A 13,623-nucleotide genomic window follows, 5' to 3' on the forward strand; every position below is an offset into this window, starting at 1 on the left:
CGACATTCTGCACCGGGGAACAAACCCGCCCGCAGGGAGCGCTGAAGGAGAGGAGTAACTAGTGAATAGTCGACGAAAGAGGGAGACCGATCATGGCCGAACACAGGGACGCGACCCCGCAGCGCATCGTCATCGCGGGTGGACACGGGAAAATCGCCCGTCACCTCATCAAGATTCTCACCGCGCGCGGTGACCGAGCGGTCGCGCTGATCCGCAACCCCGATCACGAGCACGAGGTGGCGGCGCTCGGCGCCGAACCGGTGGTGATCGATCTGGAGACGGCGAGCGCGGACGACGTGGCGAAGACGCTCGTCGGTGCGGACGCCGCGGTCTTCGCCGCAGGCGCAGGCCCGGGCAGCGGTATCGCCCGCAAGGACACCGTCGATCGCGGGGCCGCGGTTCTCCTCGCGGACGCCGCCGAGAAGGCGGGAACGCGGCGATTCATCCAGATCAGTTCGTTCGGGGCGGGGGAGCCGATCCCCGAGGGCACCGACGACGTGTTCGCGGCCTACCTCGTCGCGAAGACGGCCGCCGAGGAAGACCTGCGCGCCCGGACCCACCTCGATTGGACGATTCTCCGCCCGGGCGGTCTGCTCGACGACGACCCGACGGGTCACGTCACGCTCACTCCGCCTCCTCTCGAGCGCGGCACCGTCCCGCGCGCCGACGTCGCCGCAGTGATCGCGGCGCTTCTGGATCACCCGGAGACTGCGAAGAAGACGCTCATGCTGACGTCCGGTCCGACACCGATCGAGGAGGCCGTCGCCGCGGTGTAAGCATTGCGGCGCCGCAACCGCGCAACTACGGTCTGATACAACGCGTGGAACAACGGAGGTGGCGCCGGCCGTGGACATCGACATCGATCCGGATTCGTCGACCGCCCCGTTCGACCAGTTGCGATTACAGATCATCGAGCAGGTGCGCAGTGGGCAGCTGATCGCGGGAACGAAGATACCCACAGTCCGCGCGCTCGCCGTCGAGGTGGGTCTCGCACCGAACACGGTCGCCAAGGCGTACCGGGAACTCGGCGAGCAGGGTGTCATCGAAACCCGGGGCAAGCAGGGCACGTTCATCGCGAGCGGCGGTGACCCCATTCGCGCCCGGGCCGAGAAGGCCGCAACAGGGTATGTGCAGGAACTGCGGAAGCTGGGGGTGTCCGACGAGGAGATCCTCGGCTTCGTGCAGTCCGCTCTCCGCGGCGCCGAATGAGGTCGGTGCCGTCTCCAGAAGGTGTGACCCCAGAAGGTGTGACCCCAGAAAGGTAGACGCTCGGTATGGCTTCCGCACTCTTCCGCGACCTCGCACTACTGATTGCCCGGATCGGACTCGGCGTCGTCTTCGTCGCGCACGGCTGGCAGAAGTTCTTCGACTACGGAGTGAAGGCCACACAGGCGTCGTTCGCGGACATGGGCATCCCACTGCCCGACATTTCGGCTGTTGCGGCCGCCACTATCGAACTCGCGGGTGGATTTGCTCTCATCGTGGGAGTGGCCACACCGATCGCCGGAATCCTGCTGTTTCTCAACATGCTCGGAGCGCTGATTCTGGTGCACGCGGACAAGGGCGTCTTCGTCGCGAACGGAGGGTACGAACTCGTCGTCGCACTCGGCGTCGGGTCGCTACTTCTCGCCGTGATCGGTGCCGGACGCCTCAGCATCGACGGGCTTCTCGGAAGAGGCTCGGGATGGGGAAAAACCGCAGCGTAACGATACTGCCCACCGGGTCTCGATTCGGTGTGAAGCGGTGGGCTAGCTTGCTTTTACCATCGAAAATGACCAACGTAGTTGTTCATGGCAATGAATACTGATCTGCCTGATCAAGGTTCCGAGACCGTTGGCGCGAGCGCCGGCGGAGGGCTCAAACGGGTCGGTGTTCGCACCGACCACGTCGTGTTCTCCGCCGCTGCCGCCGCGGTCTCGGCAATCGTCGTCTGGGGGCTCGTGGCCCCCGACAATCTCGACACCACGACAGGTAAGGCACTCGACTGGCTGGTCACCGACATGGGCTGGTTGTTCGTCCTGTCGGCGAGCGGGTTCGTCCTCTTCTCACTGTGGCTCGCGTTCAGCAAGTTCGGTCACATCCCGCTCGGAAAGGACGGCGAGCAGCCCGAGTTCCGGACGGTCAGCTGGATCGCGATGATGTTCAGCGCCGGCATGGGCATCGGACTGATGTTCTTCGGTGTCGCCGAACCGCTCGCGCACTACGTGACACCCCCTCCGGGTTCCAACGGTGGCATCGGAACTGCGATGGCCACCACCATGTTCCACTGGAGCCTGCACCCCTGGGCGATGTACGCGGTTGTCGGACTGTCGATCGCGTACGGCTCGTACCGCAAGGGTCGCAAGCAGCTGTTCAGCTCCGCCTTCATCCCGCTGCTCGGCCGTCGCGCCGAGGGGCCGATCGGCAAGTTCATCGACGTTCTCGCGATCTTCGCGACGCTGTTCGGCACCGCCGCTTCGCTGGGCCTCGGCGCACTACAGATCGGGTCCGGTTTCCAGGTTGTCGGGTGGATGTCGGAGGTCAGCACGTTTCTGCTGGTCGCGATCGTCGCCCTGCTGACCCTCGCGTTCGTGGCATCCGCTGTGTCGGGTGTCGCGAAGGGAATTCAGTGGCTCTCCAACACCAACATGGTGCTCGCCGTCATCCTGGCCCTCTTCGTGTTCGTCGTGGGGCCGACGGTCCTGATCCTCAACCTGCTGCCCACCACGATCGGCGCCTACGCCGCGCAGCTCGCGCAGATGTCGGCCCGCACCGGAGCGTCGTCCGATCCGGCGACCGGCGAATGGTTGTCCTCGTGGACCATCTTCTACTGGGCGTGGTGGATCTCCTGGACCCCGTTCGTCGGCATGTTCCTGGCACGCATCAGCCGTGGCCGGACCATCCGCCAGTTCGTGGTCGGCGTGATCGTGGTGCCGAGCGCCGTGAGCCTCGTGTGGTTCGCGATCTTCGGTGGTGCCGGAATCAGCGAGCAGCGTGACGGAATCGACCTCGCCGGACAGGACACCCAGGAGGGTCAGCTGTTCGGCATGCTCAATCACCTGCCGCTCACCGGCATCACGACCGTCCTGGTGATGATCCTCGTGGGGATCTTCTTCGTCTCCGGCGCCGACGCCGCATCGATGGTGATGGGCACCCTGTCGCAGCGCGGTTCGCTGGAACCGCAGCGCTGGGTGGTCGTGTTCTGGGGTGTGCTCACCGGAGGCGTGGCCGCGCTCATCCTGTGGACCGGCGGCGACACCGCGCTGGACGGACTGCAGACGATGACGATCATCGCCGCGGCGCCGTTCGTCCTCGTGATGATCGGGTTGTGTTTCTCGCTCTACAAGGATCTGTCACGCGACCAGATGATCGTCGACGGCCGGGAGATGCGGAGAGAGATGCGGAGAGTGGCGGCCAAACGTCGTCGCGACCGGATCTCGTCCCGCTAGAGAAACAGTCTGCGAGCCGCTCGGTGTCCCACGGGACCCGGGCGGCTCGACTCATTCCGGGGTCAGCGCCAGCTGGGATAATTCCGGGGTCAGCGCCAGCTGGGAAGCCACAGTTGGTGCTGCCACGTGTCCGGGGTGATCGGGACGGCCGTGAGGATCGGCCACAACCAGATGAAGTTGGCGACCACGAGCCCCACATAGAGGCAGACGGCGAGCAGGCCGGTGGTCCGGCGTTCGAACGACGCCTTCGCGCTTCCCAGGATGTCGCCCAGGACCAGCGCGAGACCCATCACCATGAACGGCGCCAGCGCCACCGCATAGAAGTAGTACATCTGGCGGTCCAGGGTGGTCAGCCACGGCAGGAACGCGGCGGCGTAGGCGGTGAGGACGGTGGCGTACCGCCAGTCCTTCCGCACCACGGTCTGCCACAGCGCCCACGCGAGCATCGGCAGTGCCAGCCACCACATGGCGGGCGTCCCGATGAGCATGACGGCCTTGACGCAACTCGACGCTCCGCAGCCGGTGACGTGATCGCCCTCGGCGAAGTAGTACAGCATCGGGCGCAGACCCATCGGCCACGTCCACGGCTTCGACTCCCACGGGTGATGATTGCCCGCCGAATTGGTGAGGCCTTCGTGGAACTCGAGGACGTTGCCGCTGTAGTACCACAGCGAGCGGAGCGCGCCCGGCACGAACGACCAGGGGCCGCCCGTCCCGATCTCGTTGCCCACGGCATGCCGGTCCACGCCGGTCTCGCTGGCGAACCACGCCCAGTAGCTGGCGAGATACACGAACAGTGGCACGACGACGAGCGCGTACAGCGCCGGGCCCACGTCGCGGACGCCGGCACCGAACCACGGGCGCCGCACCCCGTAGGCGCGTCGGGCCGACACGTCGAATGCGACGCTGAGCAGCCCGAAGAACACGATGAAGTAGACGCCCGACCATTTGGTGCCGCACGCGAGACCCAGCATGATCCCGGCGCCGAATCGCCACCAGCGCACACCGAGGCGTGGGCCCCAGTCGCTGTCGCCGATCCGGCCCTCGTCGTATACGCGGGCCATCCGCTCGCGGACCTGGTCGCGGTCCACGATCAGGCAGCCCAGAGCGGCGACGGCGAACAGTGCCAGGAAGATGTCGAGCATGCCGAGCCGGGAGGACACGAACGTGACGCCGTCCGCGACCAGCAGGATCCCGGCGAGGCCGCCGATCAGAGTGGATCGGGTGAGCCGGCGGACGATGCGGATCACCAGGAGGACCATGATCGTGCCGGCCACCGCGGAGGCGAAACGCCAACCCCAGCCGTTGTAGCCGAAGATCGCCTCGCCCATCGCGATCAGCTGTTTGCCGATCGGCGGATGCACCACCAGCCCGTAACCGGGATTGTCCTCGAGCCAGCCGCCGGTGAGCACCTGCCAGCCCTGCGGCGCGTAGTGCTTCTCGTCGAACACGGGAGTGCCCGCGTCCGTCGGGTAACCGAGCATCGTGAACCGGGTGATCGCCGCGATCGCCGTGACGAACAGGGTGACCACCCAGCCGCGGGCGCGGTCGACTGGACCGAAGTCGGGGGGCGGCACGAGCGGCGCCGGTCCGACCATGGACGGCTGTCGTGCGGAGGGCGTCGGTCGCTCGTCCGTCAGCATCGTCACGCCGCAATCGTAGGCTGTGGGTCATGACTGGTCGCCTAGTGCTCGCCGCAACACCGATGGGGGACGTGGGTGACGCCTCGCCGAGGCTGCGTACGGCGCTGGAGACGGCAGACGTCGTCGCCGCCGAGGACACCCGCCGCACCAAAGCCCTCGCCTCCGCTCTCGACGTGACGATCACCGGCAAGGTCGTCAGCTTCTACGACCAGGTCGAGACGGCCCGGCTGCCCGCGCTCGTCGCCGATGTCGCGTCCGGCAAGACCGTTCTCCTCGTCACCGACGCCGGCATGCCCTCGGTCAGCGACCCCGGGTACCGGCTGGTGTCGGCGTGCGTGGCCGAGGATCTGGCGGTGACGTGCCTGCCCGGACCGTCGGCCGTGACGACGGCGCTCGCGCTGTCCGGGCTGCCCGTCGAACGGTTCTGCTTCGACGGCTTCCCACCCCGGAAGCAGGGCCAGCGCAAGACGTGGTTGCAGGCACTGGTCGCCGAGCAACGCGCCTGCGTGTTCTTCGAGGCGCCGCACCGGCTCGCCGACTGCCTGGCCGACGCGGTCGAGGTGCTCGGTGGAACCCGCCGCGCCGCCGTCTGCCGGGAACTGACCAAGACGTACGAGGAGGTCCGCCGCGGCACCCTCGCCGAGCTCGCCGAGTGGGCCGCCGAGGGTGTCCGCGGCGAGATCACGGTGGTGGTGGAGGGTGCCACGCTCGTCGCGTCCGACCCCGCCGACCTCGTCGACGAGGTGGAGCGACTCGTCGCGGACGGCACCCGGCTCAAGGACGCGTGCGCGCTCGTCGCCACCACCGGTGTGTCGAAGCGGGAACTCTACGAAACGGTGCTGGCCTCCCGGAAGGACTAGGCGGCCTGCGAGAGTTACCGCCGGAGGGCACGCTCCCCGGGAGCCAGCGAGGCGTCGTCGGCGGCCGCCTGCCCGGCGTACCAGCCGTTGGCGTCGACGGCCCTGCCGCGCGCCTTCTTGGTACGCGGAAACAGACGGTCGAACTCGGCGTCGACGGCCTCGGACTTGGTGGCCAGAATCGGGAGCAGATCGTCGACGGGAATTGACGCCTCGTCGGCGGCTTCGGCCGTGGCCCGGCTGTCGGCGTCGCGTAACCGCTGCCCGATGCGACTGGCGAAGCCCGCGAGGAAACCCTTGCGGAACGACGTGGTGCGGGAACCACTGCGACTGTCGGCGTCCGCGAATTGCATTGCGCGCGTCGCCTGCACGAGCAGCGACGTGAACAGCATGTCGACCTGCTGGAGGTCGAGGGGGGTTCCGACCACGGTCGCGATGGCGAGGGAACTGAACCACACGGTGCGCACCCGGTTGGAGTCGCCGATCTCGGTGAGAAGGTGCACCTTCTCCTTGACGTACGGATTCTCCAGGTGGATGCGGCGACTGTGCACCGCCGTGTTGCCCACCCCGTTCTGGGTGTGGAGGAGAGCGGCGTTGATCGCGTAGCGCGTCATCAATTCCTGCGCCTTCGCGGTGAAGGTCTCCGCCTCCTCCGCGAAATCGGTGGCCTCGGCCTTCGCGAGCAAACCGCGGATCCTGTTGAGCACCTTCGCGTCGGCCTCGGTCTCGCCCGGCACCGCCGCGGCCGGGTCGGCGACCCGCACGACTGGCCACGTCGACGGCGGGGGAGCGAGCACCGTCCAGCCGGGCAGATTCGTCCACGTCAGCGACAGGTCGGTGAGCTGGTAGACGGAGTGGTACGGGTCTTCGAACAACAGTCCGGCCGCGAGCGCCCGAACGTCGGGACCGTCGACCGGAACCCGCCCCGCCAGGTGCGACGCGCCTGGATACTGCTCGCCGATGGTGCGGAGTTGCTCCACCCAGTCCCGCGGCGCCCGGTGTGCGGCGCGCGTGCGCTCCGCCTCGTGCAGCACCAGGGCCGCCGCCAGCGCCGCCTCGGACGGCTCCTTCGATCTCCGCGCCAGATGCACGACGTCGGCGGGCTGCCACCCACGCTCGTACGCGGCCGACAACTCACCCATCAGGGTGTGGACCGCCGCTGCGGCCTGAGGGCTCACTTCGTCGTCGAACACGCGCGCTCCGTTCCCGAATCCACCGTGAGGAGATCGAATGTATGTTCTATTCGGCGTCATGGGGGAGAGTGTGCATGCGGGGTCCGACACGAACGGACCCCGCGTGGATCAGTCCTCCACGTAACGCGGGAACACGCCCGACGGCGCGGGCAACGGGGTGCCCGCCACGATGCGCGTCGGAAGGTCGCTGAACTGCCGCGCATCGGCCTTCTGGCCGAGCAGGTCGAGGATCTTCTCCGCGGCGTCCGGCATCACCGGCTGCACGAGGATGCCGACGATCCGCACCACCTCGAGCGTCACGTACAGCACCGTCGCCATCCGCTCCGGATCCGTCTTCCGCAGAACCCAGGGCTCCTGCTTGGAGAAGTACCGGTTGGTCTCGCCCAGAACCGACCAGATCGTCTCCAGCGCCAGATGCAGTGCCTGCACGTCGTATTCGGCGCGAACCCGCTCGAGCAGCGCATCCGCCTGCGCGAGCATCGCCGTATCGTCCTCGGTCAGCTCGCCGGCGGCCGGGACCTGGGCGTCGCAGTTCTTCGCGACCATCGACAGCGACCGCTGCGCGAGGTTGCCGAGTTCGTTCGCCAGGTCGGCGTTGATCCGGGTGACGATGGCCTCGTGGCTGTAGCTGCCGTCCTGACCGTAGGAGATCTCGCGGAGCAGGAAGAAGCGCACGGCGTCGAGGCCGTACTGCTCCACCATGGCGACGGGGTCGACGACGTTGCCGACCGATTTCGACATCTTCTCGCCCTTGTTGTAGAGGAATCCGTGCACGAAGACGCGCTTCGGCAACTCGATTCCCGCCGACATCAGGAAGGCCGGCCAGTACACCGTGTGAAACCGGGTGATGTCCTTGCCGATGATGTGCAGGTTCGCCGGCCAGAACTTGCCGAACTGCTCGGAGTCGGTGTCCGGGTAACCCGCGCCGGTCAGGTAGTTGGTGAGCGCGTCCACCCACACGTACATGACGTGCTCGGGATGGTCGGGGACCGGAACGCCCCAGTCGAACGTCGTGCGAGAGATCGACAGGTCCTTCAGCCCGCCCTTGACGAAGCTGACGATCTCGTTGCGCCGCGTCGCAGGTGCGATGAAGTCGGGGTTCTCCTCGTACAGCCGGAGCAGCTTGTCCTGATACTCGGACAGCTTGAAGAAGTACGTGGACTCCTCCGTCCACTCGACCGGGGTGCCCGTCTCGGTGGACAGGCGTGAACCGTCGTCCTGCAGCGTGGTCTCGGCCGCGGTGTAGAACGCCTCGTCGCGGACCGAGTACCAGCCCGAGTACGTGTCGAGGTAGATGTCGCCGTTCGCGAGCATCTTCTGCCAGATCGCTTTGCTGGCTTCTTCGTGATCGGCGTCCGTGGTGCGGATGAACCGGTCGAAGGAGATGTTCAACGTCTTGTCCATGGCCTCGAACACGTCCGAGTTCCGTGCGGCGAGCTCACGGACGTCGATGCCTTCCTTGGCCGCCGTCTGCTGCATCTTCAGGCCGTGCTCGTCGGTTCCCGTCATGAAGTAGACGTCGAACCCGTCCAGGCGCTTGAAGCGTGCGAGGGCGTCGGAGGAGATGTACTCGTAGGCGTGGCCGATGTGCGGGACGCCGTTGGGGTACGCGATCGCCGTCGTCAGATAGAAAGGTGGCCGCGAGGCGGTGGAATCAGCAGCATTCATGGTGCGACCACTCTATCTGCGCGCTGCCGTTTCGTGACGCGCAGATTCGGGTTCTAGGCCGGTCCGGTGTCGTCCTCGTCGGTGACGGCGCGTGACTCGTACGCCGCGCGGGCCGACTTGTTCGTGGACCTGACCTGGTCTGGAACCATCCGGCGGATCGCGAAGTCGCGGGCGAACTGCGGAAAGACGGTGACCAGCCGGGCCAGCGGACCGACGTACCGGGGGATGGTGACCTCGAACCGGGGCCGGTGGATCACCGCGACGACCGTCTTCGCGACGTCGGCCGGCGTGAGCAGTCTTGCCGCGCCCGTCGCGGTTCCGGCCGCGAGTTCGGTGTCGACGACACCGGGCATGATCACCGAGATCCGCACACCAGACCCGCGCAGCTCCTCGCGCACACCGGTCAGGTAGCCGAGGACGCCGTGTTTCGTCGCGGCGTACGTCGACTCGCCGGGTGGTGCGACCTTCGACGCCAGCGACGCCACCGTGACGATCTGGCCGCGGCCGCGCTCACGCATCGCCGGCGCCGCCAGTCTCACCCCGCGAATCACACCGTGCAGGTTGACGGCGAGCTGCCGATCCGTCGCGGAGTCGGGTTCCTCGTCGAACTTCCCGACCCACATCACGCCCGCGTTGTTGACGAGCACGTCGATCGGGCCCCAGTGATCCTCGACGGCTGTGAGGAATGCCGTGAACGACGCGGTGTCGGTGACGTCCAGTTCGAGACCCTCCACTGTCCCGCCCGTCCGGCCGAGTTCGTCCGCCGTCCTGCGGGCGGCGGCGCCGTCGACGTCGCCGATCGCGACCCGGGCGCCGGCCAGCGCCAGCTGTCGGGCGATCTCCCGCCCGATTCCTCTGGCACCGCCGGTCACGGCGATCACGCGGCCGTTCATCGAGCTCGAAGTCATGGACACGGCTCCCTCCCCGTCCGGGAGAAAGTACCGCATGTGACACGTGCGGCGGCGGCGTCGACAATGTCCGCATGAGCAAAGACCGTCCCGCCCCGGAAGCCCCTGCGCCGCTGTTCCCGCTCGTCGATTCGCACACCCACCTCGATGCGTGTGGTGCCTCGGACGCCGCGAGCGTCACGGCGATCGTCGACCGGGCCGCCGCGGTCGGGGTGGAGCGGGTGGTCACGGTGGCCGACGACCTGGCGGCCGCGCAGTTCGCCGTCGACGCGGCGCACTGGGATCCCCGCGTCTACGCGGCCGTGGCCATCCACCCGACGAGGGCGAACGTGCTCGACGACGCGACGAGGGCGGAGATCGAGCGACTCGCCGGCGATCCCCGGGTGGTCGCGGTGGGGGAGACGGGACTCGACTTCTACTGGCCCGGGAAACTCGACGGCTGCGCCACGGTCCCCGAGCAGACCGAGGGCTTCCGCTGGCACATCGACCTCGCGAAGCGGCTCGGCAAGACGCTGATGATCCACAACCGGGAGGCCGACCGGGCGCTGCTGCAGGTGCTGCGCGAGGAGGGTGCGCCGGAGACGGTGATCTTCCACTGCTTCTCCTCGGACGCCGAGATGGCGCGCGAGTGCGTCGACGCCGGTTACGTCCTCAGCTTCTCCGGCACGGTCAGCTTCAAGAACGCGAAGGCCTTGCGGGAAGCGGCCCCGCTGGTGCCGTCGGATCAGTTGATCGTCGAGACGGATGCGCCGTTCCTCACTCCGCACCCGTTCCGGGGCGCCCCGAACGAGCCGTACTGCCTGCCGTACACGGTCCGGGCGCTCGCCGAGATCCGTGGCGAGGATCCGGACGACCTGGCGAAGGCGTCCACCGCGACCGCCGAGCGCGTGTACGGCCTCCGGCCCGTGAGTGGTTAGTGAGTCCCTGGACTCGTCGAGCGCGCACAGGGCCGAAGGGCCCTATGTTGAAGTTTCAACTTAGAGAACTTAGGATCGTTGCCTGTTCAACTAACGGTCGTCCCGGTCGCGCGGGGACACCACGATGAAAGGCACATCCATGAACAACCCCGCAGTCCGAAGCCTGGGAATCCTCGTCGCCCGCGTGGGCATCGGCATCATCTTCCTCGCCCACGGCTGGCAGAAGGCCTTCACCAACGGCCTCGACGCCACGACCGCCGGCTTCGAGGCCATGGGAGTTCCGGTTCCCGGCATCTCGGCATTCCTCGCGACGTGGATCGAGCTGATCGGCGGAATCGCACTCATCATCGGAGCGGCCGTCCCGATCTTCGGCATCCTGCTCTTCCTCGACATGGTCGGCGCCTTCTTCCTCGTGCACGCCGACAAGGGAATCTTCGCGAGCGAGGGCGGCTACGAGCTGGTGCTGGCGCTGGGCGTCGGCGCACTGCTGCTCGCCGTCGTCGGATCGGGCCGATTCGGTGTCGACGGACTGCTCGGCGACAAGGTGCCGTGGGCGGCGAAGGAACGCGCCACCGTCTGACCCCCATGTGAGTGGCGAAGCGTCCCCCGGCACGCTTCGCCACTCACGTGTCAGAGGACCTTGTTCAGGAAGTCCTGGGTGCGGGACTGCTGCGGGTCGCCGAAGATCTGCTCCGGAGTTCCCTCCTCCACCACGTAGCCGTCCGCCATGAAGATCACCCGGTCGGACACCTCGCGGGCGAAGCCCATCTCGTGGGTGACCACGACCATCGTCATGCCGCCCTTCGCGAGGTCGCGCAGAACCTGCAGCACCTCGCCCACCATCTCGGGGTCCAGCGCGCTGGTGGCCTCGTCGAACAGCATGATGTCCGGGTTCATCGCCAGGGCCCGCGCGATCGCGACGCGCTGTTTCTGCCCACCGGACAGGTTCGCCGGCTTCGCGTCCGCCTTCTCCGCCAACCCGACCTGCTCGAGCAGCCGGACCGCCGTCGCCCGCGCCTCGTCCTTGGAGGCGCGCTTGGTCTGCACGGGCGCGAGCATCACGTTCTCGATCGCCGTCATGTGCGGGAACAGGTTGAAGTGCTGGAAGACCATGCCGATGTGCTGACGCACCCGGTCGATGTCGATCTTCTTGTCGCTCACGTCGAACCCGTCGACCACGACCTTGCCGTCCGTGATGTCCTCGAGCCGGTTGAGGCAGCGCAGGAACGTGCTCTTGCCGGAGCCCGAGGGGCCGATCACGCAGACCACTTCACCGCTCGCGATGTCGACGTCGATGCCCTTGAGGACCTCGTTGTCGCCGAACGACTTCTTCAGGCCCTTCACCCGGATCTTCGGGTCGGCGGTCTCGGCCTTGTTCTCTGTCACCGGTGTCTCGGTCACTTGTTGATCCTCTTCTCGAGCCGGTTCGACAGCTTCGTCAACGCCATGATGATGATGAAATACATCACACCGATGATCAGCCACATGTTGAAGGACTGGAAGTTGCGGGCGATGATGATCCGTCCGGTCTGAGTGAGCTCGGCGAGCCCGATCACGGACAGGATCGACGTGTCCTTCAGCGTGATCACGAACTGGTTGATGTACGACGGGATCATCGTCCGCACGGCCTGCGGCATCACGACCTTCTGCATCGACTTCAGGTAGCTGATGCCGAGGCTCCGCGACGCTTCCATCTGGCCCTTGTCGACGGACAGGATGCCGCCGCGCACGATCTCGGCCATGTACGCGCCTGCGTTGAGGCTCAGCGTGATGATGCCCGCCGTGAACGCCGACATCTGGAAGTCCAGTGCCGCCGGGATGCCGAAGTAGATGAAGAACGCCTGCACCAGCAGCGGGGTGCCGCGGAACACGTCGACATAGGTGGTGCCGATGCCGCGCAGGACGATGTTGGTCGACACCCGGAACAGGCCGAAGATCGCGCCGAGGACGAGCGCGATGGCGATCGAGACCACGGTCAGGACGATCGTGAGCCACAGGCCCTCGAGCAGCAGCGGGTAGGTGCTCTTGATCAGGCCCAGGATCGAGTTGTCGTCGTCGGATGCGTCGGAGTTGAGGTAGGTGTCGAGGATCTCGTCGTACTGGCCGCTGGCCTTCAGGTTGGCGAGCCCGGTGTTGAACTCTTGCAGGAGCTGCGCGTTCTGGCCCTTCGCGACGGCGAACCCGTAGCTGGCGCCGGGGACCTTGTCGGTGACCGTCTTGAAGCCGTTGCCCTGCTTGATGCCGTAGGCGAGGACGGGGTAGTCCTCGAACACGGCCGCCGAGTTACCCGTGCGGACCTCGTCGAACATGCTCGACGAGTCGGCGAAGTACTTGGTGGTGAAGCCGTACTGGTCCTTGATGGACTCCGCGTACGTGGCGCCCTCGGTGCCGTTCTTGACCGCGACGGACTTGCCGCGCAGGTCCTCGTACGAGGTGATCGAGTCGTTGCTCTCGAGCACGCCCATCTGCACGCCCGACTCGAAGTACGGATCGGAGAAGTCGAACGTCGCCTTGCGGGCGTCGGTGATCGACATGCCGGCGATCATGCCGTTGGCCTGACCGCCCGTGACCGCCTGGAGCGCGGCGTCGAATCCGACGGGGTTGACCTGGTAGGTGAACCCCTGGTCCTCGGCGATGGCGGCGAGGAGGTCCATGTCGATTCCGACGAGCTTGCCGCTCTCGTCCTGGAACTCGAACGGGGCGAACGTGATGTCGGTGGCGATCGTGTAGTTGTTGCCCGGAGCGGGCTCTTGTGCGCCGGCGAGGCCGGGCGCGACGAGTGTGACGAGCAGCGTCAGCGCGGCGATCACCGCGGGCACTCTCGGACGTCTGACGAGTCTCAGAAGTCGATCGGATCTGCTGCGCACGGAACCCCAGCTTTCTCAGTCGGTAGTGCCCGGTCGCTTCCGGGCCTCTTGGTGCATGTCGCAAGATACTGCGTTTCGCACGTGGTCCGGACCAGAAGCGTTTCGCCGCGGTGAAGTGAAAACTGTCCCCGATCTCAACCTT

At 66.9% G+C, this 13,623-nt stretch carries 13 protein-coding genes; 7 read left to right on the forward strand and 6 right to left on the reverse strand.

Features of this window, described 5'->3' with window-relative positions:
• Positions 1–92 precede the first annotated feature (92 nt).
• The 4 genes from HGB39_RS02550 (at position 93) to HGB39_RS02565 (ending at position 3,428) form a co-directional block, all read left to right on the forward strand.
• The gene (locus tag HGB39_RS02550; protein WP_005563063.1) at positions 93–776 is read left to right on the forward strand and encodes an SDR family oxidoreductase; all 684 of its coding nucleotides are present in this window, start codon (positions 93–95) and stop codon (positions 774–776) included.
• 58 nt (positions 777–834) lie between these two features.
• Entirely contained in the window at positions 835–1,209 is a 375-nt protein-coding gene (locus HGB39_RS02555; RefSeq protein WP_005563062.1) for a GntR family transcriptional regulator, read from the forward strand.
• 65 nt (positions 1,210–1,274) lie between these two features.
• Positions 1,275–1,706 carry a DoxX family protein gene (locus tag HGB39_RS02560; protein WP_005563060.1) on the forward strand — a complete coding sequence of 144 codons (432 nt, stop codon included), beginning with the start codon at positions 1,275–1,277 and terminating at the stop codon, positions 1,704–1,706.
• A gap of 90 nt (positions 1,707–1,796) precedes the next feature.
• A complete protein-coding gene (locus HGB39_RS02565) occupies positions 1,797–3,428 on the forward strand; it encodes a BCCT family transporter (protein WP_372448444.1) in 1,632 nt (543 codons plus the stop codon).
• Between the two features lie 89 nt (positions 3,429–3,517).
• Here the strand turns inward: HGB39_RS02565 and HGB39_RS02570 are convergent, their stop codons facing one another.
• Entirely contained in the window at positions 3,518–5,026 is a 1,509-nt protein-coding gene (locus HGB39_RS02570) for a dolichyl-phosphate-mannose--protein mannosyltransferase (RefSeq protein WP_005563058.1), read from the reverse strand.
• A gap of 74 nt (positions 5,027–5,100) precedes the next feature.
• On the opposite strand from HGB39_RS02570, the gene rsmI reads away from it, so the two are divergent.
• On the forward strand, positions 5,101–5,931 hold the full coding sequence (gene rsmI / locus HGB39_RS02575) for a 16S rRNA (cytidine(1402)-2'-O)-methyltransferase (RefSeq protein ID WP_054248094.1): 831 nt from the start codon (positions 5,101–5,103) through the stop codon (positions 5,929–5,931).
• A 14-nt stretch (positions 5,932–5,945) separates the two neighbouring features.
• Here rsmI and HGB39_RS02580 read toward each other — a convergent pair whose 3' ends face one another.
• The 3 genes from HGB39_RS02580 to HGB39_RS02590 form a co-directional block, all read right to left on the reverse strand.
• Complete coding sequence (locus tag HGB39_RS02580) at positions 5,946–7,121, reverse strand: DUF2786 domain-containing protein (protein ID WP_005561733.1); 1,176 nt, start codon at positions 7,119–7,121, stop codon at positions 5,946–5,948.
• A 108-nt stretch (positions 7,122–7,229) separates the two neighbouring features.
• Positions 7,230–8,789, reverse strand: a complete 1,560-nt coding sequence (metG, locus tag HGB39_RS02585; protein ID WP_005561734.1) for a methionine--tRNA ligase — start codon at positions 8,787–8,789, stop codon at positions 7,230–7,232.
• Between the two features lie 53 nt (positions 8,790–8,842).
• Positions 8,843–9,736 (reverse strand): SDR family oxidoreductase, encoded by an 894-nt coding sequence (locus tag HGB39_RS02590; RefSeq protein WP_005561735.1) that lies wholly within the window; start codon positions 9,734–9,736, stop codon positions 8,843–8,845.
• 35 nt (positions 9,737–9,771) lie between these two features.
• Between HGB39_RS02590 and HGB39_RS02595 the strand changes: the two genes are divergently transcribed.
• Together HGB39_RS02595 and HGB39_RS02600 are read left to right on the forward strand one after the other, a co-directional pair.
• Positions 9,772–10,614: a TatD family hydrolase gene (locus HGB39_RS02595; RefSeq protein WP_005561736.1), complete on the forward strand. Its 843-nt coding sequence runs from the start codon at positions 9,772–9,774 to the stop codon at positions 10,612–10,614.
• Between the two features lie 139 nt (positions 10,615–10,753).
• Positions 10,754–11,194 carry a DoxX family protein gene (locus HGB39_RS02600; protein WP_005561737.1) on the forward strand — a complete coding sequence of 147 codons (441 nt, stop codon included), beginning with the start codon at positions 10,754–10,756 and terminating at the stop codon, positions 11,192–11,194.
• A 50-nt stretch (positions 11,195–11,244) separates the two neighbouring features.
• On the opposite strand, the gene HGB39_RS02605 is transcribed toward HGB39_RS02600, so the two are convergent.
• Together HGB39_RS02605 and HGB39_RS02610 are read right to left on the reverse strand one after the other, a co-directional pair.
• Complete coding sequence (locus HGB39_RS02605; protein ID WP_005255433.1) at positions 11,245–12,015, reverse strand: amino acid ABC transporter ATP-binding protein; 771 nt, start codon at positions 12,013–12,015, stop codon at positions 11,245–11,247.
• On the reverse strand, positions 12,012–13,481 hold the full coding sequence (locus HGB39_RS02610) for an amino acid ABC transporter substrate-binding protein/permease (protein WP_373418917.1): 1,470 nt from the start codon (positions 13,479–13,481) through the stop codon (positions 12,012–12,014). Before HGB39_RS02610 ends, HGB39_RS02605 begins: the two co-directional genes overlap by 4 nt.
• Positions 13,482–13,623: the final 142 nt, after the last annotated feature.

The organism is Rhodococcus opacus (assembly GCF_012396235.1).
Taxonomy (GTDB): Bacteria; Actinomycetota; Actinomycetes; order Mycobacteriales; family Mycobacteriaceae; genus Rhodococcus_F; species Rhodococcus_F opacus.

What these genes read in the sequence shown, in the direction of transcription:
- HGB39_RS02550 (WP_005563063.1), top strand. Translation starts at nt 93, where the DNA reads ATGGCCGAACACAGGGACGCGACCCCGCAGCGCATCGTCATCGCGGGT.
- HGB39_RS02560 (WP_005563060.1), top strand. Translation starts at nt 1,275, where the DNA reads ATGGCTTCCGCACTCTTCCGCGACCTCGCACTACTGATTGCCCGGATC.
- HGB39_RS02565 (WP_372448444.1), top strand. Translation starts at nt 1,797, where the DNA reads ATGAATACTGATCTGCCTGATCAAGGTTCCGAGACCGTTGGCGCGAGC.
- HGB39_RS02570 (WP_005563058.1), bottom strand. Translation starts at nt 5,026, where the DNA reads ATGGTCGGACCGGCGCCGCTCGTGCCGCCCCCCGACTTCGGTCCAGTC.
- rsmI (WP_054248094.1), top strand. Translation starts at nt 5,101, where the DNA reads ATGACTGGTCGCCTAGTGCTCGCCGCAACACCGATGGGGGACGTGGGT.
- metG (WP_005561734.1), bottom strand. Translation starts at nt 8,789, where the DNA reads ATGAATGCTGCTGATTCCACCGCCTCGCGGCCACCTTTCTATCTGACG.
- HGB39_RS02590 (WP_005561735.1), bottom strand. Translation starts at nt 9,736, where the DNA reads ATGCGGTACTTTCTCCCGGACGGGGAGGGAGCCGTGTCCATGACTTCG.
- HGB39_RS02595 (WP_005561736.1), top strand. Translation starts at nt 9,772, where the DNA reads ATGAGCAAAGACCGTCCCGCCCCGGAAGCCCCTGCGCCGCTGTTCCCG.
- HGB39_RS02600 (WP_005561737.1), top strand. Translation starts at nt 10,754, where the DNA reads ATGAACAACCCCGCAGTCCGAAGCCTGGGAATCCTCGTCGCCCGCGTG.